The sequence below is a fragment of the Micromonospora chalcea genome, from assembly GCF_028768405.1.
Lineage (GTDB): Bacteria > Actinomycetota > Actinomycetes > Mycobacteriales > Micromonosporaceae > Micromonospora > Micromonospora chalcea.
Genome location: NZ_CP118233.1, coordinates 6,630,038 through 6,653,174 on the forward strand (window position 1 = coordinate 6,630,038; position 23,137 = coordinate 6,653,174).

Sequence of the window (23,137 nt, forward strand, 5' to 3'; positions counted from 1 at the left end):
CCTTCGTTCGGATGTCCGGGCTTGTCAGGTGAGCAGGGTGTGTCCGGCGGTGTAGGCGGCGACGGCGAGGATCAGCACGGCGAACGCCCGGGTGGTGACAGTTTGTGGGAGCCGGTCGGCGATCTTCTTGCCGGCGAGGCTGGCGGCCATCGCGGCGAGGGTGAACGGGATGATGATCGTCCAGTCGAAGTGGGCGTGGCCGGTGCGGGCGGCCAGCGACGCGGCGGAGTTGATCGCGATGATCAGCAGGGAAGTGCCGACGGCGACCGGCATCGGCAGGTCGAGGACGATGACCAGGGCGGGGACGATGACGAAGCCGCCGCCGACGCCGAGGAAGCCGGTGAGGAACCCGACGAGCAGACCCGCGATGACGACCTTGGCGGCGGTGCCGGTGCGGGAGCGGGCGGGAGCGGCGGCTCGGGTGAGCTGGGCGGTACCGGTACGGCTCGTGCTGCCGGTCGAGGGGTCGGGTTCGTCGTCGTGGGGGGCGGCGGGTTCGTGGCGGGCGCGGGCGAGCATGCCGATCGCGGCGAGGGTCATCAGGGCGGCGAAGCCGAGGAGCAGGATGTGTGGCTCGACGTGCCGGTTGGCGGCGGTTCCGGCCACGGCGGCGGCGATCCCGGCGACACCGAACGCGATGCCGGTCGGCCAGCGCACGTGGCGGGAGCGGGCGTGCCCGACGGCGCCGACGACGGCGGTGAGCCCGACGATGATCAGGCTGCTGGTGGTGGCGTCCTGTGGGTTTTGCCCGAGCAGGTAGACCAGGGCGGGGACGGTGAGGATGGCGCCGCCGCCGCCGAGCGCGCCCAGGACCGCTCCGATGAGCAGTCCCAGGCCGGCGGCGGCGAACAGGATCACGCCACTGTCCCCTCGCGGCCGTCGTCGGTGCGCACGGGCAGTCCGGCCTGGGCCCAGGCGGTCATGCCGCCGGTGAGGTTACGGGCGTCCAGGCCGGCGGCGAGCAGTTTTCCGGTCGCGATGGTGGAGCGTTTCCCGGAGCGGCAGACCGCGATGACGGGTCGGCCGGCGGGCACGTCGGCGGGGTTGAGGGAGCCGAGGGGCAGGTGCAGGGCGTGCGGGGCGTGCCCGGCGGCCCATTCGTCGGGTTCGCGGACGTCGACGAGGGTGACAGCGCCCTCGCTGACGAGTTTCTCGGCGGTGGCAGCGTCGACGTCGGTGACTTCTGGTGTGGTCATCGGGGCTCCGTGAGGGTGGCGGCGTGCGGACGGCGACGTGGCCGGGGTGCGGGTCCGGTGACGTCGAGGCGGTAGCCGGTGCGGGCGGTGAACGCGGCGGTGACGCTGAACCGGTCACCGCGTACGAGGGTGGTGCGCCATTCCAGGGGCCGGCCGTGGTGCTCGGAGAGTCGTTCGATGGCGAACGCGGCGACGGTGTCGTCGATGCCGAGCTGGGTCCGTTCGGCGTGGGTGGGTATCACGGCGCGGATGTTCTCGCGGCCGCCGGTGAGGCGGATCCCGCAGCGGGCGGCCAGTTCGGTGTAGAGGGCGGTGTGGGTGAAGTCGGCGTCCAGCAGGGGCGCGGCGATCTGGGCGGGCAGCCACACCCGGTCCACGGCCAGAGGTTGCCCGTCGGCCAGCCGCAGCCGTTCCAGGTAGAGCAGCGGGGTCGACTCCTCCAGGCCCAGGCGTACGGCGACGACCGCGTCGGCGCGGACGTCGAGGCGGCGTACGACGCTGTGCTGGTCCTGACCGGCGGCTTCCACGGCGGCGAACAGGCTGTACAGGGCGCCGAGGGGCTGTTCGATCTCCGCGGTGCCGGCCAGTCGTGGCTGGCGCCCGCGTTCGGCGACCACGACGCCGTCGTCGCGTAGCCGCCGCAGCGCCTCGCGGACGGTGTGCCGGCTGACCGCGTACTGCTCGATCAAGACCAGCTCGCCCGGGAACGCTGTGGCGAACTCGCCGGTCTCGACCCGGCGGCGCAGATCGGCGTGGACCTGCGCCCACAACGGCAGCGCGCTCGCCCGGTCCACCCGCGCGGGCCCTGACTCGCTCATCCCCGCCCCGCCTTCGTCTCGTCGCTCTACTTGACGTTCACCTTGACTCCACGTAATGTACGGACATTCGGACTCGATGGCAAGGTGGGGGTTTCGTCGTGGTGGACGTGGCAGTGGTACAGACCAACGAGCTCGGCGACCGCAGCTACATCGCCCACGACGGGCAGCTCGCGATCGTGATCGATCCACAGCGTGACCTGGACCGTTTGCAGGCGGTACTGGACGAGCACGGGCTGCGCTGCGCGATGGTGCTGGAGACGCACATCCACAACGACTACGTCTCCGGCGGGCTGCAACTGGCCCACCAGCACGGCGCCCCGTACGCGGTCAACGGCGCCGACGAAGTCACCTTCAACCGCCAGTCGGTGGCGGACGGTGATCGGCTCGACGTCGGGGACATGCAGATCCAGGTCGTGGCCACCCCGGGACACACCGACACCCACCTCAGCTACGTGATCACCGGCGGCCACACCCCGGCCGCGGTATTCACCGGAGGATCGGTCCTCTACGGCAGTGTCGGGCGCACCGACCTGATCGACCCGGCCCGCACCGAGGAACTCACCCGGGCGCAGTACCGCTCCGCGCACCACCTCGCCGGTCTGCTCGACGACGACGCGCGGATCTTCCCCACCCACGGGTTCGGCAGCTTCTGCTCCTCCGGGTCCGCCGCCGGCGGCCAGGACAGCACGATGGGCCAGGAGAAGGCTCGTAACGACGCGCTGACCGCACCGGACGAGGACACGTTCGTGGCGAAGCTGGTCGCCGGTCTGACCGCCTACCCCGCCTACTACGCCCACATGGGTGCCCGTAACCGCGACGGCGCCGGCCCCGTCGACCTGTCCCCACCGCACCAGGTCAACCCGGCCGAGCTGCACAAACGCATCAGCGCCGGCGAGTGGGTGGTCGACCTGCGCGACCGCACCGCGTACGCCGCCGAGCACCTGAGCGGCACCATCGGTATCGCCCTGGGCCAGCAGTTCGCCACCTACCTCGGCTGGCTGATCCCCTGGGGCACCAGCCTGACCCTCATCGGGGAAAACCCGCAACAGATCGCCGACGCCCAGCGCCAGCTGGTGCGCATCGGCATCGACCGCCCCGACGGCAGCGCCGTCGGGACCCCGCAGGACCTCGCCGACGGCCACGACCTCCGCGGCTACCGCCGCGCGACTTTCGCCGACCTCGCCGCCGCCCAACAGGCCGGCGACCCGGTCACCGTCCTGGACGTACGCCGCGACGACGAACGCGCCCACGGCAACGTGCCCGGCTCCACCCACCTGCCGCTGCACTCACTGCTCAACAACCTCGACAAGGTGCCGCCGGGACCGCTGTGGGTGCACTGCGCCAGCGGCTTCCGCGCCAGCATCGCCGCCAGCCTGCTCGACCGCGCCGGCCACGACGTCGTGCTCATCGACGACGAGTACGCCACCGCCGTCGACTCCGGCCAGGCCACCGGCTAACCCCTACCCCCACCGGTTCACGCCGACGGATCGTGTCCGCCGACGACCTCACACCCCATGGAGGCACCGTCATGAGCACACCCACCATGCACCACCGCATCCTGATCATCGGCGGCGGCAGCGCCGGCATCGACGTCGCCGCCCGGCTACGCCACGCCCAAGCCCCCGACGTCGCCCTGCTCGACCCCGCCGACACCCACTACTACCAGCCGCTGTGGACACTGGTCGGCGGCGGCTGCGCACCCGCCAAGGAAAGCGCCCGCCCGCAGGCGTCGGTCATGCCCAAAGGCGTCGCCTGGATCAAGGACTCCGCCACGGCGATCGACGCCGACAACCAGGTCGTCACCACAGGCACCGGCGCCCGGATCAGCTACGACCACCTCGTGGTCTGTCCTGGCATCCAACTGGACTGGGGCAAAATCCCCGGCATGGCCGACGCCATGGACACCCCGGCGGTCTCCAGCAACTACACCTACGCCACCGCCCCGAAGACCTGGGAACTGATCCGCAACCTGCGCTCAGGCACCGCCGTGTTCACCATGCCGGCCGGGCCGATCAAATGCGCCGGCGCCCCGCAGAAGATCGCCTACCTCGCCGCCGACTACTGGCGCCAGCAAGGCGTCCTGAACGACATCCGGGTCGTGCTGGTCCTACCCACCCCCGGCATGTTCGGCGTCAAAGTCTTCGCCGACGAACTCGAACGCGTCGTCGCCCGCTACGGCATCGAAGTGCACAAGAACAGCGAACTCGTCGAAGTCGACGGCGCCGGCCGCCAAGCCATCGTCGTGGACCACGCCGACGACAGCAAACAAGCCATCAGCTACGACCTGATGCACGTCGTCCCACCCCAGTCCGCCCCCGACTGGCTCAAGGCCACCAGCCTCGCCGACCCCGACAACCCGGCCGGCTACGTCCAGATCGACAAACACACCCTGCAGCACACCCGCTACCCAAACGTGTACGCCCTCGGCGACGCCGGCAACAGCCCCAACTCCAAAACCGGCGCGGCCATCCGCAAACAAGCACCCGTCGTCGCCCGCAACCTGGCCGCCACCATCAAAGGCCGGCCACTACCCGCCTCCTACGACGGATACGCGTCCTGCCCGCTCACCACCGCCCGCAACAAGATGCTGCTCGCCGAATTCGACTACACCATGCAACCCGCCCCGAGCATCCCGTTCATCGACACCACCCACGAACGCACCGACATGTGGTACCTCAAGCGCTACGGGCTACCCGCCCTGTACTGGAACCTCATGCTCCGCGGCCGCGCCTGACCGAAGAGAGACCCGTTGACCAGCCCACCGGCACCGCCGGGCGTCGTGATCCACCTCAACGACGCCGACCCCGACCACCACCAGGCCGTCCTGCGCAACATCAACAATCTGCGCGCCGAACTCGGCGAGGACACCCCCACCGAACTGGTCGCCCACGGCCCCGGACTCGACATCTGCCGGACATTGACCCCGCACGCCGCCGCCGTCACCGCCCTGATCACCGAAGGCGTGACGGTGGCGGCCTGCGCCAACACCATGCGCAGCCAGCACCTCACCGCCGAAGACCTGATCGACGGCGTCCACATCGTGCCCGCCGGTGTCGCCGAACTCATCCGCAAGCAACGCGCCGGCTGGTCCTACCTCAAGCCCTAACCGGCCGAACAGAACCGTCAGAACGGCACTTTCGCGCGGTGCGCCGCGCTCACCGCGCACACGGCGCGACGCCATAAAGCCCGAAAGCCACCCATAGCCGCGCCATCGGGAGAAGACACCCGAGCACGCGTGGGCTGGACAGAGGAAACAGGGATCGTTGACATCAGCGGGAAGTCCTCAGCTCGCGGTCGACAAGGCCGGAAGGCGCCGCCGGGCGATACCGGTCGCAGACCGGTCAGCCGCAGGCGACGCCGGGCATACACAGCCGGTCATCGACCGCCAGACCCGTCACCGCGATCAGGCACATCGTGAAGATGTCACCAACCGGGGCGGGAACCGACGTCATAGCGACCAGCAAAGCACCTTGCCGTGGCTATCGGCAAACCAATCCCAGAAATGCTACGGCGCGGAGATCGCCGAACGCGTTGACACGGATGCCGCCGTGATCAGGAACGCCGCATGACCGTGGACGACATCACCGGCCTCGCCTGTCCCACGCACCGCCTCGCAGCCCGTACAACCGAGTCCAAACCGCCACAAATCGGGCCGAGCTGCTGCCCGCCTTCCTTTAGCGGCGGGCGCGGCGCAACGCGACGATATTGTCACCTACCTCTCACTTATGCACTTTCCGTTACCGGCCGCTCGTGGCGGGGAACGGGCGTCCGCGGTGTGCCCGCTGCACCCCGGCAGACCGCGCCGCGTGCCTGCAGGCGGTCGCCGCGGCCGTCGCCACCGTGGACCCCGGCATACCCGCTCACCTAATCGAGGAAGCCATACGTGCGTCGGCACCCAAGCCCCAGCAGCTGCGACGGCTCGCCTGGGCCGTCACAGAACGCCCAGACCTGCTCACCGGATCAGGGCACGACGCGCCCACCCACACGGTGCTGCTGCTCATCGACCACCTCCGCGCACGAGGAGCTACCCGCATTCACCCGCCCGAGTGCCCCGGTTGCCGGCGCACTGTTGCGCTGGTCGAATACCGCGACGGAGTGCGGGTCTGCCACACCTGCGCCGGCAAGTCCCGTGAAGTGGAATGCAGCCGCTGCGGCAAGGTTCGCGAACCGTCTGCCCGCGATCTGCAGGGACGCCCGCTGTGCCGGTATTGCAACGCGACCGACCCGGCGAACCTGAAGCCGTGCGTGCGCTGCGGCCGGCACCGTCGTGTTCACGCCCGCACCGACGACGGGCCGGTCTGCGCGGCGTGCCGGACACCGCCACCGATGCAGGCGTGCTCCATCTGCGGCCGCCTCGCGCACTGCGAAACCTCGAAAGCCACGGGCTTGCCCTGGTGCGTGCCCTGCCGAAGCAGGCGGATGAGGTGCACCGGCTGCAGCCACGTCCGGCTCGTACGCAGCGGCACGATCGACCGGCCGCTGTGCGCGGCCTGCACCCGGGCCGAACCTGGTTACTGGCTGAGCTGTCCCCGCTGCGGCGTCTCCGGCCAGCTCACGGCCGCCGTGTGCAAGCGCTGTGCGCTCACCGACCGGCTTGACCAACTCCTGGCCGACCACACCGGCGCGATCCCCGCCCCGATGCAGGCACTACGTGACTTCCTCGTGGCCGGCGACCAGCCCCAGAACGTGTCGGCCTGGCTGAATCGCCAGCCCCGTGCCCGCTCCCTACTGTCCGACCTCGCCACCGGCCGCACCCCGCTCACGCACGACACCTTCGACGCGCTCGAGCCCGACAAAGCCGGGCGGTACCTGCGAGAACTACTCGTCGGCGCGGGAGCGCTGCCGCCCCGCGACGAACTCCTGGCCCGGCTGGAACGGTGGCTGCACGCCACCATCGACGCCATCCCCGACCCGGCGCAGCGGCACCTCGTACAGCAATACACGGTATGGCACCTGCTCAGACGGCTCCGCCGTCGCGTCGCAGGCACCCACGCCAACACCAATCAGTGCAGCGCGGTGCGGGACCAGACCCGCGCTGTCATCAGCTTCCTCGACCTGCTCAGCGCCAACCACCTGACCTTGGCCACCTGCGCCCACACCCACCTCGACCGGTGGCTGGCCGGCGGCCAGATCCGCCACAGCAAGGCAGTCGGCGCCTTCCTACGCTGGGCGAACGCCAACAAGCTGACAGCGGTCTACCTACCCGTCCAGCAGTGGGGCGGGCCAGGTGCTCCCATCGACGGCGACCGCCGGTGGGAGATCGCCCGCCGGCTCCTTCATGACCACACCATCGACCTGGCCGACCGCGTCGCCGGACTTCTCGTGGTCCTCTACGCCCAGAACGCCGCCGACGTCAGCCGGCTCACCCTCGGCCACCTGCAGGTCACCGACGACAGCGTGCGGACACGACTCGGCGACCGGCCCATCGAGATACCCGAACCGCTCGCCACGCTGACCCGCGAACTAGTCACCGCCAGAACCCGCTCCCACACCCACGTAGGCAGCCAGACGTGGCTGTTCCCCGGCCGGCTCGCCGGGCGCCCCATCACCGACGGCGCGCTCCGTGACCGCCTGGCACGGATCGGTATTCACGTCACGCAAGCGCGGACCGCAGCACTGTTCCAGCTCGCCACCGAACTGCCCGCCGCGATCCTGGCACGCGTACTCGGCATCGACATCAAAGGCGCAGTCCGATGGCAACGCGCCTGCGCCGGAGACTGGACCACCTACGCAGCCGACGTCAGCCGACGGTGACCTCGGGGTCGCCGATGTCAATGTGATCCCGCATGGCGCGACGCCTTGATCGAAGACGGGGCCATGATCCTTTCCAGGTGATCCCGCCGGGCAGTGCCATTAAGGACGCTCGCGTCCCAGGATCGCTTTGACGCCGGTCGTGTAAACCTCGGCCGGCACTGCTTGGGGGTCCAGCCAGCGCTGGAGACCCACGCCAATGTCGAGCGCCAAGAGCAACGTGGCTAGCTGATCGGCCGGCAGGGGGAGATCGTCACCGGCCAGTGCGGTGGCCTCCTTGGCGTGGGCGTCGCGGACGGTTTGGAGCCACTGGGTTAGCGGAGCCCGAGCGGATTCGTTGCGCATGCCGTAGAGCCAGAGCTCGACGAACGCCATTGCGAAGCGGCGAATCTCAGCACGGTCGACGTTGGACTCGTAGCTGTCGCTGAGGCGACCCACCCACGCGGCCAGGGACCGGCTCGGGGGATGTGGTTCGTCGGTGCTGAGCTTGCGTTCCAGGATCGCCGCGATGAGGTCGTTCTTGCTGCCGAAGTTCGCGTATATGGCGCCCTTGGTCAGGCCGGCGGACGCGGCGATCTCATCCAGAGAGGTCTGGTGAATCCCTCGATCGCCGAAGCGGGTCTCCGCAGCGTCCAGCAGGCGCGCCCGAGTGGCCTCTTGCTGCTGTGCTCGGGTGAGTCGTTCAGCCATGGCACCAAACCTATCCCATTGACATTCGATCCGGTATCCAGATACCGTTGGGTATCCAGATACCGGACAGTATTCGGGGTGCTCATGCTGCACATCGACAACCTGACCAAGGTCTATCGCCGCGGGGCGCGGGCCAACGATGGCATCAGCTTGGCGGTAGCCAGCGGCGACGTCCTCGGCCTGCTGGGACACAACGGCGCCGGCAAGACCACCCTGCTGAATCAGGTCGTCGGTCTGGCTCGGCCGACCGCCGGCACGATCACCCTGCTCGGCCGCGATCCGGTCGCCGAGCCCGCCTGGGCACGCTCGGTCTGCTCGTTCCAGCCACAGGCACACGCTCCACTCACCGGTGTCACCACACGGCAGGCGATCGAGATCATCGGCGGAATCCGCGGCGGCCACCGCCGGGCGGTGCAGCGGCGAACGGCCGAATTGCTCGCCGCACTGGACATCGAGGAGTGGGCAGACCAGCCCGGCGAACGCTTGTCCGGCGGCGTACGGCGGCTCACCGCGTTCTGCATGGCAATCGTCGAGCCCGGCCGGCTGGTCATGTTGGACGAGCCCACCAACGACGTTGACCCGGTGCGCCGGCGCCTGCTCTGGGAGCAGGTCCGGGTGCTGGCCGCCGAGGGTCGCGGGGTCGTCCTGGTCACTCACAACATTGCCGAGGCCGAACGCGTGATTGACAAGGTCGTGGTCCTCGACCACGGCCGAGTCGCTGCCACAGGTACCCCGGCCGCCCTGGCCGCCGACCGACAGATGCGCCTGGAGTTGACCGTACCCGCCGAACCGACCATGCCGGCCTGGTCGCTAAGCACCAACCGGGAGGGCGACCGGCTCACCGTCACCCTCGCTGAGGAGAACGCGCACCTCGCGGTGGCCTGGGCTCAGTCCCTGACCGGCCGCTTCTCGCTCAATCCCATCAGCCTCGAAGAGGTGTACGTCACCCTGACCGAGAACCCGGAGGCCCATCGCAATGCGGCACTGGTTCCGTAGCTACCTACTCCTGCTGCGCTGGTCGGCGATCCGACTGCGCTACCTGCTGCCACTGGTGCTGGTCATCCAGATCTTCCTCTCCGTCGGGATCGTCCTCGGGTTCGCGTTCCTGTTGCCGCAGATCGATTCGGCCACTGCGCTCTACCTGTCCACCGGGGCACCGACATTGGGCCTCATCACGATCGGCATGGTTATGGCACCGCAACTGGTGGCCACCTCAAAGACCGAGGGCACTTTCACCTACAACCAGACGTTGCCAGTGCCACGCACCGCAGTTCTCGTCTCGGACGTCACCACCTGGCTGATCGTTGGGACACCGGGACTGATCCTTGGGCTGGTGGTCGCGGTGCTACGTTTCGATATCACCCTCCGCGTGAGTTGGATGGCCATACCGGTGATGTCTTTGGTCGCGCTCACCACGACCACCGTCGGCCTCGCGATCGCGTACGCGGCCACGCCACCGGTGACGAACATGGTCACCCAGCTGATCGTCTTCATCGCGTTGATGTTCTCGCCGATCAACTTCCCAGCCGATCGGCTCCCAGAATGGCTACAGACGATCCATCAGGTACTGCCGTTCCAGTACATGGCGCAAGCAGTCCGAGAAACCCTGAACACTCCACCAGACGGCATAGCAGCACCGCCGTTCGTAGTGCTGGCGGCGTGGTGCACGGCAGGCCTCGTCATCACACTGCGCATCATGACTAGTACTCCAGCCGGGGATCGTGATCACGGCTCGATGAGGGCTTGCCGGGCGTAGTGGCTGGTCATGGCTTTGGCTTGGTGGCGACGTCGGCGGATTGACCAGAGCAGCGGGTCGCAGCGCCGGCGGGTGGGCTCGATGATCAGGATGTGGAACAGGTGGCGTAGCTCGTTGACGGTCAGCGGGATCAGCCCGACCGGCTGGTAGTGGTTGCGGTGCTCGGCGGTCGCGGCGGCGAGGAACGCGTGGGCGAGGATCGCCAGGGTGTTCCAGCGGTGCCAGGAGGTCCAGCGGCGGTGTTGGTGCTGGTCGAGGCCGAGGCCGGTCTTCGCGGCCTGGAACGATTCCTCGATCTTCCAGCGGCGGCCGGCGATCGCGACGAGAGTGCCGAGCGCGACGACCTCGGGTGACCAGCAGCGGTAGAAGGCCAGCTCACCGGTGCGACGGCTGCGGCGGATCAGCAGCCAGTGGTGCCCGCTCTGGTCATCGATGGCGTGGGGCAGGGCGATGAAGGCCCAGTCGTAGTAGCGGTGGCCTTTTGCGCCCCGGCCGGCGGAAATTCGCTGCCAGGCGGTGTCGGGAAGCTCGGCGGCGAGGGCGTCGACGCGGTAGACGCCGAGGCCGGTGATCACCTGATGTGAGCAGGCCACGGCCAGGACATAGCCCAGTCGTAGTTGACGCAGCCGGGCGGCCAGCCGCGGGTCGTTGCCGTAGGCCTCGTCGCCGGCCGCCCACCGGCACGGCAGCCCAGCGGTGACCGCGGCGGCGATCATGCGGGCCGCCAGCTGTGGTTTCGTCGCGAAGCGCACCTGCTCAGGGACACCGGCCTCGGCACGTCGTTCGGGGTCGTCGCACCACGACTTCGGCAGGTAGAGGGCCGTGTCGAGCATCGCGTGAGCAGCCTCGGTGGCATAGACCAGGTGCACGGCGAGCTGGCAGTTCTCGATCTTCCCGGCGGTGCCCGAATACTGCCGCTGCACCCCGACGGTGTGCCGACCCTTCTTCAGATCACCCGTCTCATCGATGACCAGCACGGCCTCACCATCACCGAGATGCTCACCGACGAACTCGCGGACATCGGCACGAACCTCGGCGTCGTCCCACGTCACCCGGGTCAGCAGGTCCTGCATCCCGTCCGGGCCGGCGTCCCCGGCGTGTTCGGCGATGCTCCAGCAGTTCTTCCGCGGTAGCGGCGCCAACAGCCCCCGAACGAAGTCACACACCCGCCGACGCGGCTCGGGCCTGCGGAAACGCTGCCCGACCGTCAACATCAGGTCGTCGAACAACACCCGCCACCGCTGGGCGTCTACCCTGTATCCGGCAGCCACCGCTGCATCATGGTCAGTCCACACAACCGCCCATGATCGACGGTGGCTGCCCTCGTACCCCCACCGCACCGAACCGCAGCTCAGCCGAGGTCAACATCCCCGGCTGGAGTATTAGGGCCGCGCTCCAGCGGCCCGTCCGAACAGGCGTTTGTTGCGCTGCGGCGATCGCGCGGACGTTGTCCGTCGGCTGACCTCCGGGTTCGTCGGTAAGGACGAGCACGAGATCGACGTCCGCGTGCTGGGCTAGCAGCTCCAGACATGAGGAGAAAAAGTCATGGCCGGCGTAGGCAACACGCAACCGCGTCATGGCCCGTCCAATCACTTGTGGGCGACCAAAGTTGTCCGAACAACTTATCGCCTGAGGTCCCTATGGCGCACGCCTGCTGCGGTGGATCAATGCCGCGTTGCGTCCTCGGCAACCGGTGTCCGCAGTTGGAGACACTGAGGACGAGTTCTACCCGCATTTGCGCCAATCCCATCGATAGAAGTCGAGTCCGCTGCCACATCGCCGCAGGTCAGGACGCTGGACAGTCCACCAGGCGGGCGACGGCAAGCCTTGACCACGAAGGGTGATGTGACGGATACTTGCCTGAACTGTCCTTCAAGTCGCTACCCGTATAGCGAGGACCTCTATGAAGCTGCGGCTGTTATACAGCACGTCTTCGACTAGCTGCCCAACAATCTACATTGCGGAGGACGGCGATATCGTCGTTCAGGGCCTACGGCTGGACCAAGACACCGAAGGTGAGCTGAGCAATGTCCTGGCGGGAGAGACAGCAGTGAAGATCTCTCCGCAACTACTACTCGGCGCAGCCGCCGAGTATGAGCAACGCGGTCGTTAGTTGTCGTAATCTGCGATCGCCATCCACCGTCGATCATTATCAGGACAGCACAGGTCATGGCTTCACGACCTAGCTGATCGGCACCGACCTGCAAGGAGTGCAGCAGAGGACGCGGCACAGCTGCGGATTGCGACCACGATGCACGTCCTCACCGCGAGCGGAGAGCCGTCCTGCCGGAGTGCCGGAACGCGTTCGGATTCTCATCTCTGACCGCACTCGCGCCCGGTTGGTCAGCCGAAGCTAATACTCCAGCCGGGGATCGTGATCACGGCTCGATGAGGGCTTGCCGGGCGTAGTGGCTGGTCATGGCTTTGGCTTGGTGGCGACGTCGGCGGATTGACCAGAGCAGCGGGTCGCAGCGCCGGCGGGTGGGCTCGATGATCAGGATGTGGAACAGGTGGCGTAGCTCGTTGACGGTCAGCGGGATCAGCCCGACCGGCTGGTAGTGGTTGCGGTGCTCGGCGGTCGCGGCGGCGAGGAACGCGTGGGCGAGGATCGCCAGGGTGTTCCAGCGGTGCCAGGAGGTCCAGCGGCGGTGTTGGTGCTGGTCGAGGCCGAGGCCGGTCTTCGCGGCCTGGAACGATTCCTCGATCTTCCAGCGGCGGCCGGCGATCGCGACGAGAGTGCCGAGCGCGACGACCTCGGGTGACCAGCAGCGGTAGAAGGCCAGCTCACCGGTGCGACGGCTGCGGCGGATCAGCAGCCAGTGGTGCCCGCTCTGGTCATCGATGGCGTGGGGCAGGGCGATGAAGGCCCAGTCGTAGTAGCGGTGGCCTTTTGCGCCCCGGCCGGCGGAAATTCGCTGCCAGGCGGTGTCGGGAAGCTCGGCGGCGAGGGCGTCGACGCGGTAGACGCCGAGGCCGGTGATCACCTGATGTGAGCAGGCCACGGCCAGGACATAGCCCAGTCGTAGTTGACGCAGCCGGGCGGCCAGCCGCGGGTCGTTGCCGTAGGCCTCGTCGCCGGCCGCCCACCGGCACGGCAGCCCAGCGGTGACCGCGGCGGCGATCATGCGGGCCGCCAGCTGTGGTTTCGTCGCGAAGCGCACCTGCTCAGGGACACCGGCCTCGGCACGTCGTTCGGGGTCGTCGCACCACGACTTCGGCAGGTAGAGGGCCGTGTCGAGCATCGCGTGAGCAGCCTCGGTGGCATAGACCAGGTGCACGGCGAGCTGGCAGTTCTCGATCTTCCCGGCGGTGCCCGAATACTGCCGCTGCACCCCGACGGTGTGCCGACCCTTCTTCAGATCACCCGTCTCATCGATGACCAGCACGGCCTCACCATCACCGAGATGCTCACCGACGAACTCGCGGACATCGGCACGAACCTCGGCGTCGTCCCACGTCACCCGGGTCAGCAGGTCCTGCATCCCGTCCGGGCCGGCGTCCCCGGCGTGTTCGGCGATGCTCCAGCAGTTCTTCCGCGGTAGCGGCGCCAACAGCCCCCGAACGAAGTCACACACCCGCCGACGCGGCTCGGGCCTGCGGAAACGCTGCCCGACCGTCAACATCAGGTCGTCGAACAACACCCGCCACCGCTGGGCGTCTACCCTGTATCCGGCAGCCACCGCTGCATCATGGTCAGTCCACACAACCGCCCATGATCGACGGTGGCTGCCCTCGTACCCCCACCGCACCGAACCGCAGCTCAGCCGAGGTCAACATCCCCGGCTGGAGTACTAACCGACGAGTTCAACGACATCAGCATCGACCTGCTGGTATGCGCCGCATACATGCACCGCATACCGATCGAAGAGCTAAACGTCCGATACGCGGTCAATGTTCACCCCACCTTGCTGCCCGAGGGACGCGGCCCCAACCCGCTGGCCTACCTGACGTTCGACTACCCGCAACTCAACGGTGTGAGCATCCACGAAATGACCCCCGAGCTGGACCAAGGCCCGATCCTTGTTCAAGAGCCGTTCGACCGCGATCCCGGCGACGGATTCGACGAGATCTTCCTCAAACTCTGGGCATACGCGCCTCGCGCACTGCGGCGCCTCCTCGACGACGTCGACCACTACTTCGCCAACAAGCAGAACCCGGCCGGCGGCTCCTACTGGCCCGAACCGCCGCAGGCAGAACGCACCCTGGACGCCGCCACCGCAACCGTGGCCGACGCACTGCACCTGCATGCCCGCTTCGGGCAGCTGGGCTTCTTCCTGCACACCGACGACGAGCACCCGACCCAGGTACGCGCCACCGCCGCCTCGCGGTGCCAGCACCAATACCCGCCTGGCCACGTCACCGCGAGACTGAGCCGCGGCTGGATCGTGGCGCTCACCGACGGCCTTCTGCAGACCCAGCCCACTTTTCACCACAAGCCTGTCTGAGGCGCAGCAGCAGCGCAGGGAGGACGCCGTGCACGACGCGCATTCCGAGCGGGGCGACCAGACACGGTCCGAGCTCTCCGGCGCGGCCCGTGACGTCGTGCAAGCCCGAAGCGTCAGCGGGGGAGTCCACTTCCACGCCCCGCACCACCCCGCCGGACCCATCCCACGGTTGCTCCCACCTGGCGTACCCGACTTCGTCAACCGCACCGAGGATCTGCAACACCTCGGCGCCTCACTCGCCTCCAGCGCGGACACCAGCACGCCTACCGTCATCGTCGTCATCGCCGGCACCGCAGGCGTCGGAAAAACCTCCCTCGCCCTGCACTGGGCACACCAGGTCCGCGAACACTTCCCCGACGGACAGCTCTACGCCAACCTGCGCGGCTACGACCCCGGCCAGCCCGCCCAACCACACGACATCCTCGAACGCTTCCTGCGCGCTCTCGGAGTTCCACACGACGACATACCCGCCGACACCGACAGCCGTACCGACCTCTACCGCTCGCTACTCGCCGAACGCCGAGCCCTCGTCGTCCTCGACAACGCCGCCACCGTCACCGCGGTCCGCCCACTCCTGGCCGGTACAGGCAGGAGCCTGACCATCATCACCAGCCGCAGCCGACTATCCACACTCGTCGCCCGCGAAGGCGCCCGCCGCCTCACCCTCGACGTCCTCAGCGACCCCGACGCCGTCAAACTCCTGCAACTCACCACCGACAGCTACCGGCGCGGAGACGACCCCCAAGAACTCGCCGAACTCGCCCAACTCTGCGCCCGCCTCCCCCTTGCCCTACGGATCGCCGCCGAACGCGCCTCCCGCTACCCCCAACAGGCCCTCGGCGACCTCATCCAAGACCTTCGAGACGAATCCGGCCTGTGGGACCTGCTCACCAGCGACGACGACGACGAAGCCAGCGAAATCCGCAGCGTCTTCGCCTGGTCCTACCAAGCCCTACCCGCAGACGCGGCCACACTCTTTCGGCTACTCGGCCTCCACCCAGGGCCGGACTTCTGCACCAGCGCCGCCGCAGCGCTAGCGGGCATAACACCCAACCGCACCCGCAGCATCCTCGACGTCCTCGTCGGCGCGCACCTGCTCGAACAAAAGGCCCGCGACCGCTACCAGTTCCACGACCTGCTCCGCGCCTACGCAGCCGATCAAGTCCTCCAAGACGAAACCGCCGAATCACGCGCCGCCGCCCTCGACAGAATCCTCTCCTGGTACCTCCACAGCACCCACAACGCCATCACCGCAAGCATGTACGGACACCCCACCCTCGACCTCGCGCCACACCCCGACAGCGTCACCCCCGCAACCTTCACCACGCACGAGCAAGCCATCTCCTGGTACGAGGCCGAACGCACTAACCTCGTTGCCGCTACTCGCGCTGCCAACGCACACGGCATGCACCAACACGCCTGGCAGCTACCCGCCCTGCTTCACCAGATCTACAACTTCCGCCACCCGATCCACGAATGGCTCACCACCGCTGAGATCGGCCTAGCATCCGCCCGATACCTGCACAACCAGGAAGCCGAAGCGTTCCTGCTCTACAGCCTCGGCAAAGCCCACACGCAGGCGAACCGGCACCAAGAGGGCCTCGGCTACCTCACCCAGGCCATCGCCCTGCAACGGCGAGCCGGCGACCTCGCCGGTGAAGCCGAAACACTTTGCGGAGCCGGCCTCGCGTGCCTGCGCCTACGTCGCCTCGATGAAGCCTTGACGATGTTCCGCCAAGCTCAAAGCGCAGCCCGCCAACTCGACGACCCTCACCAAGAGGCTTTCGCCAGCCACCTGACGGGTTGGGCCCTGCTGGAACTGCAACGCCCCGCTGAGGCACTCCAACACAGCCTTGCCGCGGCCGCGACCATGCGGCAGCTCGGCGACCGCGCATCCGAGATCGACGTCCTGGTCAAGCAATGCGACATGCTGCGACAGGTAGGCCAACTCGAACAGGCACGCGACGTCGCCAACCAGACCTTGACAATCGCCTCCGACACCGACGACCAAGTCATCACCGCCGCCGGCTTCATCGAACTCGGCCGCATCCAGCAAGACCTCGAAGAGCCAGAAGAAGCCCTCGCCTCCTACCAACGCGCGGCCGTCCTTCAACGCCGCCTCGGCAACCGCAGCCGCGAAGCCACCGCGCTCGACGCCACCGGGCTGGCCTACCAGCAACTCGGCCGCTTCGACGAAGCTGCCGAATTCCACCACCGCGCCGCAGCGATGCACCACGACCTCGCAGACAGCTGGTTACAGGCGGTAGCGCTCGCGCATCTCGGTGATGCGCTCAGCGCAGCAGGACGCAACGCAGAAGCCTCCAACGTATGGACCGATGCGGAGCAGATCCTCCGGCAGTTCGATGACCCAGCCGCCCAGGAGCTTCGGAACCACGTCGCCGACGCCATCGGTCAGGGCGACCAGCAGTAATGCCATACCGATGCGCGACCGCGGCCCCCTAGCCGGCGTGGCGCGGGGCAGGAAGGCCGAACTTGTCACCGCCGAGTTGACGTCGGGGACCAGGCCCGTTCCACGATGTGCGGACACGGCGGAGATGGGCTTCGGGGAGAGGAGGGTTGACCGACAGCCGAAGGCGCAAGGACAGCGGCGACCGCGGGGCCAGCGATGAGAGCCGTTCAGGGACTAACCTGACGCGGTGTCGATCAGCAGCAGCGAGTTCGAGGCGTGCCGGCGGCTTCTCCCCTACCGTGCGGGGATCTGGATCTACCGTTTGGCGATCCTCCTGGCTGTTTCTCCGTGGGTGTTCCGGGCGGCGGGTGTGCGGCTGATGTCCCCACAGGGGGCGGCGACGATGGCTGCCGTTGGCTTCATCCTGGTGTTCGCCGGCCATCGTCTCGTTCTCCGCTCCCATCAGCGGGCGGGGTATCTCGGTGACGGCTACGACCCGTTGCGGCCGCCGGGCGGCCTGGTTGCCCGAGACGTGTTCCGCCTGACGTACTGGTAGCCGCATCGGTTCGACCAGCCTGCGGCGGTTTGCCGGGCTGGTCAGCCGAGCGGAACGACCTGCAACCGGCCCACGTGCCCGTTGCGTGCCCGATGGGGTGGGCGACGACCGTCAACTACGGTCAGCTCCAGGTGTGACGGCCAGCATAGCGACGCAGCTAAGCCAGGTGATTGCCGAGCGGCTCCCGTCCGTTCCCCACACTTCCTCAACCGTGTGTGGCCAGTCCGCATTTGCCGGGGCAGCTCGAAGATCAGCTAGCGGTCGGTCATGTGCCCTGACAGGCGAGATGCCGCAGCGTCAGTCGTGCCTTCTGGACCGCCCTCGCCCAACTAACGTTGCCATTTATCGCGTCGCAACCGCCGCCGAGCTCGACGACATCGTGGCGCGCAGCGTCGGTCGCTGCGTTTCCCGGCCGCCCGCGTTTTACCCGTGGAATCGGGCGACGACGGGGGCGTGGTCTGGTACGACGGCCTTCTCTCGGCTGCGGGTGGAGGCGCCGATGGAGGTGATGTCGTCGACGAGGGAGTCGACGGTGATCAGGCGGAGTTGGAGGTCGCGGGTTGCCAGGATGTGGTCGATGAGCTCGCCGCGGCCTTGGTAGATGCGGGAGTATGCGCGGGCTGGAGGGAGGCGTCGTCCGAGGTTGTACAGCCGGACGGCGTCGCCTTTGTCGGGGCGGTTGACGTCTCCGTCGGCTGGGCCTTCGAGCAGGACGGTGGTGATGGCGTCCGGGCCGTCGTTGAGGTCGCCGCAGAGGACGGTCGGCATGCCTGGTTGGCCGTCTATGGCGGCCGCGGCGAGGGTCTCGTTGAGGTGTACGCGCAGGGCGACGGCTTCGGCGGTGCGCCGCAGGAGGGCGTAGCCGGCGCCGCGAGCGCGTTCGTCTTCGTTGAGGGGGTAGCGTCGCCCGCCCGGGTAGGTGAGCAGTTTGCTCTTCAGGTGCGCGGTCAGCAGCCGCAGGCCGGCGCCGCCGCAGTCGACGTGTACCTGAAGCGCTCCGCGTCCCATGTGGGTGAGGGTGTCGCCGTCGACGTCGGGGACCGCAGGCAACCCGGAGGGCGGCAGCGCGAGGATCTGCGCTTCTTCGGTGAGGGGATGCCGGGCGAGGACGGCGACGCGGATGCCGCGGCTGTCCGGGTGGGAGGACACGACGGCCTGCCAGGGCTCACCGAGGGCAGCCCGCAGGTCCTGTGCGGCCCGGAGGCTGCCGATCTCTTGGAGGGCGACGACGTCGGCGCCGGTGCCGGCGATCAGACCGGCGAGGTAGGTGAGTTTCGCGGTGTAGGTGCCGGCCGCCGACGTGTCGGTGTCCTCGGGTGCGAACAGGTTCTCGACGTTCCATGTCATGACGATCAGGTTGTTGGCCACCGTCGCTCCCGGAATAGCAGGTGTCGTGCCAGCCTGAGAGTCGCACTCTAGGGCGTCGGATTGTCGCTGATCGCCAGTTCGTCGCCATCTCGACAGGCGCGATCGGCGGCGGGGCAGCGGACCGGCGAGTGCCCCCGGGGCCGGTGGCGCGTACAGGGAATGGCTGTGATCAGTGTTCGTGGGAGCCTTCCCCACTCTTCACAGTGGTGACCATCGATCGACATGATGGGGCGAGATGGTCGCTGTCCACGACGGATGCCCGAGGAGGCCCTCATGCGACTCACCCGACGACTCGCCACATCTGCGTTGGCGCGGCGTGCCATAGCCGGAGCAGCGGTGGCGGTGGTCGCCAGCGCTGGCCTGGTCGCCGTCGACGCCTCGGTGGCTTCGGCGACACCGCCCGGTATTCCGTCCAAGGCGAGCGCCCAGTCGCAGCTCAACGCTTTGACGGTGAAGAGCGAGGGGTCGACGAGTGGGTACTCCCGGGCTCTGTTCCCGCACTGGATCACCATCAGCGGTGCCTGCAACACGCGCGAGACGGTCCTCAAGCGCGACGGCACGTCCGTGGTCACCGACAGCAGCTGCGCGTCAACCTCGGGCCGCTGGTACAGCCCGTACGACGGCGCGACCTGGTCCGCCGCCTCGGACGTCGACATCGATCACGTTGTGCCCCTGGCGGAGGCGTGGCGTTCGGGCGCCAGCGGTTGGACGACCAGCCGGCGGCAGAGTTTTGCCAACGACCTGACCCGCCCGCAGTTGATCGCGGTGACCGATAACGTGAACCAGTCCAAGGGTGACCAGGACCCGTCGACGTGGCAGCCGCCGTTGTCGTCGTACCGGTGCACTTACAGCAAGATGTGGATCACCGTGAAGTACAACTGGGGGTTGAGCCTGCAGTCGTCGGAGAAGTCCGCGCTGCAGAGCATGCTGAACACCTGCAGCTCCTAACTCCTCGCACCGCCTCAGGCCTGACCGCACAAGCACCGACGCACGGCAACGTCTGAGCCATTCGTCATCGGCTCCGCCCGCGCGCCCGCGGACGGCGGCGCCGACGCGCTGGAGGGCGGGTCGCCACACGGACCCGCCCTCCAGCGCCGAGGCGCAATCGGATGAGGCGCTGATCCCGCCGGCGGGGCGATCACCCGGTTGGGACGATGGCACCGTCACGGGCCCACAGGGTGCTGCCGTCGGGCCAGACAACCGCCGGCTCGTTGACGCCGTGCAGCCGGCCGTCGTCGGTGAGTCGCAGAACGGTGGGGCGCTGCATCATCACGGCCGCCCCGGATAGGGGCCACCACGGCCCGGCCGCCAGCGCCACGTCACGGCATCCCTCCCACCCTGGGGTGGGTGCCGTGCTGAGCACCTGCTGGTAGGTGTCGATCGCGGCGAGCACAAGCCAGTCGGGGTAGAGGTTCCAGGCCGGATCGAAGAACCAGTCGCGAGGATTCAGGCAGTAACGGATCACGGCGCGTCCCTCGTCGTTGCGCTTCACGATCGTCTGCTCGTCGCTCCAATACCAGGCGAATTGCATGATGTAGCTGCCGGTGAGGGTGCGGTCGACCGCCGCCCAGACCGGACCCAGCACCTGCTCGTACACCTGCCGTACCGCCTGCAGTACCGGTGTGAGCGCGGACCGCTCGCCCTCGGTGACCGGGTTGCAGAGGTACCGGTGCTCCATCAGGTTGTAGCGGGCCTCGAAGCCGTCGTAGCGCTGCTCGCCGTAGTAGCCGTGCCATTCCATGAAGTCGTGGAAATCGCCGAAAGCGGTGAACTGGTCGTGGTCGCTGGTCTGCTCCCAGATCGGGGCTCGCGTTGCTGCCAGCGCATTGTTGAGGGCGTCGCGGCGGATCGAGGCGACCAGCGACGGGTGCCCGTCGTCGAGGAGCTGCCGCACCTGCTGCAGGGCGGCCGGGGGAGAGGGGCACCACAGGAACCGCGACGGCTCGGGATGCCCGGCGCTGCGGTAGGCGAGGCGGACGGCTGCCTCCGCGCGCGCCTGGTCCGCGGGCTCGCAGGACAACGCCGCCTGCGTCCATCGGTTCGCCACGGCTTGTCCGTGCGCTGAGATCGGATTGGTGGAGTCATGCATGGTGTCCTCCTGACGAATGATCGATGGTGCGGCATGCCGTTGACGATGCCGCTGCAGGTCAAGTGGCCACGTGCGACCTGGAGGAACCAGGGCCGATCGTCAGTCCCGGCGTTCGCTGTTGTGACCGTGTCGGGCACCAAGGTTGGTTGCGGTGAGTGATTCAGGGATGACGTGAATGAGATCTTCATGTTTGACTGACATCCATGCGATCGGGGCAGGCGAGGCTGGCGATCGACTACGGCAGCGCCGACACCACCGCCGTACTGGCATGGCCGGACGGCACCTGGACGCCGCTGCTCTTCGACGGCGAACCCGCCCTGCCCAGCGCCGTCCTCCTCAGCGAGGACGGCACCACCGTGACCGGCCACCACGCCTGGCGGGCCGCACCGGTCACACCGCACCGGTTCATCCCGCACCCCCGCCAACCCTCCGAGCAGCGACTCACCGTCGCCGACACCGACGTCGACCCGCTCGACCTGGTCGCCGCGACCCTGCGCCACGTCGCCGAGCAAGCCCACCAGCTCGCCGGCACCGGCATCGACGACGTGCGGCTCGTCGTCCCGGCAGGCTGGGGCCCACGACGACGCACCTGGATGCGCCACGCCGCGCACCGCGCCGGCCTCCCACCACCACAGTTGATCGACGCGCCGACCGCCGTCGCCGGGCACCTGCTCGCCACCGGCCTGCAGCTGCCCGTCGGCGCCTACATCGCCGTCTGCGACGTCGGCGCCACCGCCGAAGTCAGCGTCCTGCGCCGCGGCCCCGCAGGCTTCGAAGTCCTCGCCACCCTCGCCGACCCGACCGCCGGCGGCACCGCCATCGACGACGCCCTCACCACCACACTCACCACCAGCCCACCCGGCACCGGCGGGCAACGATGGGCCATGGTCGCCAGCCTCCGCGCCGGCAAACACGCCCTGACCGACCATCCGGCCGTCACCGTGCCACTACCCGACGGGCCGGCCGTGGTGCTCCACACCGGCCTGCTCGACCAAGCCGCCCAGCCCGTCCTGCACCGCATCGCCCACCTCACCACCGAAGCGATCACCGCCGCGGAACTCACACCCCGCGACCTCACCGGCGTCTACTGCGTCGGCGGCACCGCCCGCCTACCCCTGCTGGCGAAGACCCTCACCGACGCCGGCATCACTTCCACCCTCGTCGACCAGCCCACCCTGGCCGCCGCCCGAGGCGCCGCCGACGCAGGCGCCACCAACACCATCGACCCCACCACGACCGAAGAACCTCTACCGCCGGTGCGGCGCGCCGCCGCGATCGCCCTCCCCGGCTTCGCCTCCCTCGCCCTGGTCTCCCAGTTCCTGCTCACACCTGAGTGGCGCGGCTCCCTCATGTACCGCGAAGCGATCCTCAACTGGGGCGAGCTGACCATGGCCGCCGTCTTCGCCGTCATCGCCTGCCTCAGCGCCGGCACCGTCCTCGCCTCCACCATCGCCAACCGCACCACCACCCCGACCAGCCCCGGCATCCACACCGGAACCGGAATCCTCGCCGCGGCCTCCCTCGGCGTCGCCGTCAGCGGCATGTACGCCGTCGTCGGAAGCCTCTACGTCGGCTACCCCGTCAACGGCTTCCTGCGCTGGACACTGCTACCCATCACCCCGACCATCACCGCCGCCGCCGTCATGGCCCTCATCGCCGCCCGGCAATGGCGCACGCCGGCCGGCGGATGGTCGAAACTGCTCGCCTTCCCCACCAGCTCCGTGATCACCGCCGCTGCCGGGATGCTGCTCATCCAATACAGCCTGACCGCCGACCGGTGGCCCCACCTGATCCTCTGGATCGACCTCGCCGGCCGAGTCGGAGGCTTGCTCCTGGGCATCGGCACCGTCATGGCCGTCGTGTCCCAGCCGATCCTGCGCCTGATCCTCAGCGCACCCCTCGCCGTCATCACCGCCGCCCTGGTCTCCTGGCCCGCCTCCGGCATCCTCGGCGCCATCTACGCCATCGCCGTGACCACCTGGTGGCTGCGCCAGATGTGGACCCACCTGCTGCGTCCCCACCACCCCCACCGGCCGCCGCAATGACTCCACCAACCGG

General features: G+C 68.5%; 19 protein-coding genes. 11 read left to right on the forward strand and 8 right to left on the reverse strand.

All coding sequences use genetic code 11. The annotated features are described in order from the left end of the window. Nucleotides 1-24 precede the first annotated feature (24 nt). From PVK74_RS30095 to PVK74_RS30105, 3 genes are read right to left on the reverse strand one after another with little or no spacing between them, the layout of a single operon-like run. The gene (locus tag PVK74_RS30095) at nucleotides 25-858 is read right to left on the reverse strand and encodes a sulfite exporter TauE/SafE family protein (protein ID WP_274477755.1); all 834 of its coding nucleotides are present in this window, start codon (nucleotides 856-858) and stop codon (nucleotides 25-27) included. Then, nucleotides 855-1,196 (reverse strand): rhodanese-like domain-containing protein, encoded by a 342-nt coding sequence (locus PVK74_RS30100; RefSeq protein WP_208812871.1) that lies wholly within the window; start codon nucleotides 1,194-1,196, stop codon nucleotides 855-857. Before PVK74_RS30100 ends, PVK74_RS30095 begins: the two co-directional genes overlap by 4 nt. Then, nucleotides 1,193-2,014 (reverse strand): GntR family transcriptional regulator, encoded by an 822-nt coding sequence (locus tag PVK74_RS30105; protein ID WP_208812869.1) that lies wholly within the window; start codon nucleotides 2,012-2,014, stop codon nucleotides 1,193-1,195. The genes PVK74_RS30100 and PVK74_RS30105 overlap by 4 nt, the downstream gene beginning before the upstream one ends. 98 nt (nucleotides 2,015-2,112) lie before the next feature. Here PVK74_RS30105 and PVK74_RS30110 point away from each other — a divergent pair, with 98 nt between their 5' ends. The 4 genes from PVK74_RS30110 (at nucleotide 2,113) to PVK74_RS30125 (ending at nucleotide 7,768) form a co-directional block, all read left to right on the forward strand. After that, on the forward strand, nucleotides 2,113-3,471 hold the full coding sequence (locus PVK74_RS30110; RefSeq protein ID WP_274477756.1) for an MBL fold metallo-hydrolase: 1,359 nt from the start codon (nucleotides 2,113-2,115) through the stop codon (nucleotides 3,469-3,471). A 71-nt stretch (nucleotides 3,472-3,542) separates the two neighbouring features. Continuing rightward, nucleotides 3,543-4,748 carry an NAD(P)/FAD-dependent oxidoreductase gene (locus tag PVK74_RS30115; RefSeq protein ID WP_208812868.1) on the forward strand — a complete coding sequence of 402 codons (1,206 nt, stop codon included), beginning with the start codon at nucleotides 3,543-3,545 and terminating at the stop codon, nucleotides 4,746-4,748. Nucleotides 4,749-4,763: 15 nt separating this feature from the next. Next, entirely contained in the window at nucleotides 4,764-5,120 is a 357-nt protein-coding gene (locus tag PVK74_RS30120) for a DsrE family protein (protein WP_187690160.1), read from the forward strand. An 881-nt stretch (nucleotides 5,121-6,001) separates the two neighbouring features. Further along, nucleotides 6,002-7,768 carry a hypothetical protein gene (locus PVK74_RS30125; protein ID WP_208812866.1) on the forward strand — a complete coding sequence of 589 codons (1,767 nt, stop codon included), beginning with the start codon at nucleotides 6,002-6,004 and terminating at the stop codon, nucleotides 7,766-7,768. 99 nt (nucleotides 7,769-7,867) lie between these two features. Here the strand turns inward: PVK74_RS30125 and PVK74_RS30130 are convergent, their stop codons facing one another. Then, complete coding sequence (locus PVK74_RS30130) at nucleotides 7,868-8,455, reverse strand: TetR/AcrR family transcriptional regulator (RefSeq protein ID WP_047893960.1); 588 nt, start codon at nucleotides 8,453-8,455, stop codon at nucleotides 7,868-7,870. 84 nt (nucleotides 8,456-8,539) lie between these two features. Between PVK74_RS30130 and PVK74_RS30135 the strand changes: the two genes are divergently transcribed. Then, the gene (locus PVK74_RS30135; RefSeq protein WP_047893969.1) at nucleotides 8,540-9,451 is read left to right on the forward strand and encodes an ABC transporter ATP-binding protein; all 912 of its coding nucleotides are present in this window, start codon (nucleotides 8,540-8,542) and stop codon (nucleotides 9,449-9,451) included. After that, nucleotides 9,432-10,211 (forward strand): ABC transporter permease, encoded by a 780-nt coding sequence (locus PVK74_RS30140; protein WP_274477758.1) that lies wholly within the window; start codon nucleotides 9,432-9,434, stop codon nucleotides 10,209-10,211. Before PVK74_RS30135 ends, PVK74_RS30140 begins: the two co-directional genes overlap by 20 nt. Here PVK74_RS30140 and PVK74_RS30145 read toward each other — a convergent pair. After that, a complete protein-coding gene (locus tag PVK74_RS30145; protein ID WP_274479311.1) occupies nucleotides 10,181-11,425 on the reverse strand; it encodes an IS701 family transposase in 1,245 nt (414 codons plus the stop codon). The genes PVK74_RS30140 and PVK74_RS30145 overlap by 31 nt on opposite strands. Nucleotides 11,426-12,589: 1,164 nt before the next feature. Beyond that, a complete protein-coding gene (locus PVK74_RS30150) occupies nucleotides 12,590-13,834 on the reverse strand; it encodes an IS701 family transposase (RefSeq protein WP_274479311.1) in 1,245 nt (414 codons plus the stop codon). A gap of 222 nt (nucleotides 13,835-14,056) precedes the next feature. On the opposite strand from PVK74_RS30150, the gene PVK74_RS30155 reads away from it, so the two are divergent. The 3 genes from PVK74_RS30155 to PVK74_RS30165 all read left to right on the forward strand — a co-directional run bounded on the left by PVK74_RS30155 (nucleotide 14,057) and on the right by PVK74_RS30165 (nucleotide 17,622). Beyond that, on the forward strand, nucleotides 14,057-14,656 hold the full coding sequence (locus PVK74_RS30155) for a formyltransferase family protein (protein WP_274477759.1): 600 nt from the start codon (nucleotides 14,057-14,059) through the stop codon (nucleotides 14,654-14,656). Nucleotides 14,657-14,684: 28 nt separating this feature from the next. Next, nucleotides 14,685-17,087: an ATP-binding protein gene (locus PVK74_RS30160; protein ID WP_274477760.1), complete on the forward strand. Its 2,403-nt coding sequence runs from the start codon at nucleotides 14,685-14,687 to the stop codon at nucleotides 17,085-17,087. Between the two features lie 226 nt (nucleotides 17,088-17,313). Next, nucleotides 17,314-17,622, forward strand: a complete 309-nt coding sequence (locus PVK74_RS30165) for a hypothetical protein (RefSeq protein WP_274477761.1) — start codon at nucleotides 17,314-17,316, stop codon at nucleotides 17,620-17,622. 423 nt (nucleotides 17,623-18,045) lie between these two features. On the opposite strand, the gene PVK74_RS30170 is transcribed toward PVK74_RS30165, so the two are convergent. Further along, nucleotides 18,046-18,990 (reverse strand): endonuclease/exonuclease/phosphatase family protein, encoded by a 945-nt coding sequence (locus tag PVK74_RS30170; protein ID WP_274477762.1) that lies wholly within the window; start codon nucleotides 18,988-18,990, stop codon nucleotides 18,046-18,048. A gap of 273 nt (nucleotides 18,991-19,263) precedes the next feature. On the opposite strand from PVK74_RS30170, the gene PVK74_RS30175 reads away from it, so the two are divergent. Continuing rightward, nucleotides 19,264-19,938: an HNH endonuclease family protein gene (locus tag PVK74_RS30175; protein WP_274477763.1), complete on the forward strand. Its 675-nt coding sequence runs from the start codon at nucleotides 19,264-19,266 to the stop codon at nucleotides 19,936-19,938. A gap of 190 nt (nucleotides 19,939-20,128) precedes the next feature. Here PVK74_RS30175 and PVK74_RS30180 read toward each other — a convergent pair whose 3' ends face one another. Further along, nucleotides 20,129-21,079 carry a DUF6745 domain-containing protein gene (locus PVK74_RS30180; protein ID WP_274477764.1) on the reverse strand — a complete coding sequence of 317 codons (951 nt, stop codon included), beginning with the start codon at nucleotides 21,077-21,079 and terminating at the stop codon, nucleotides 20,129-20,131. A gap of 203 nt (nucleotides 21,080-21,282) precedes the next feature. Here PVK74_RS30180 and PVK74_RS30185 point away from each other — a divergent pair, with 203 nt between their 5' ends. Beyond that, nucleotides 21,283-23,124 carry an Hsp70 family protein gene (locus PVK74_RS30185; protein WP_274477765.1) on the forward strand — a complete coding sequence of 614 codons (1,842 nt, stop codon included), beginning with the start codon at nucleotides 21,283-21,285 and terminating at the stop codon, nucleotides 23,122-23,124. Nucleotides 23,125-23,137 lie beyond the last annotated feature (13 nt).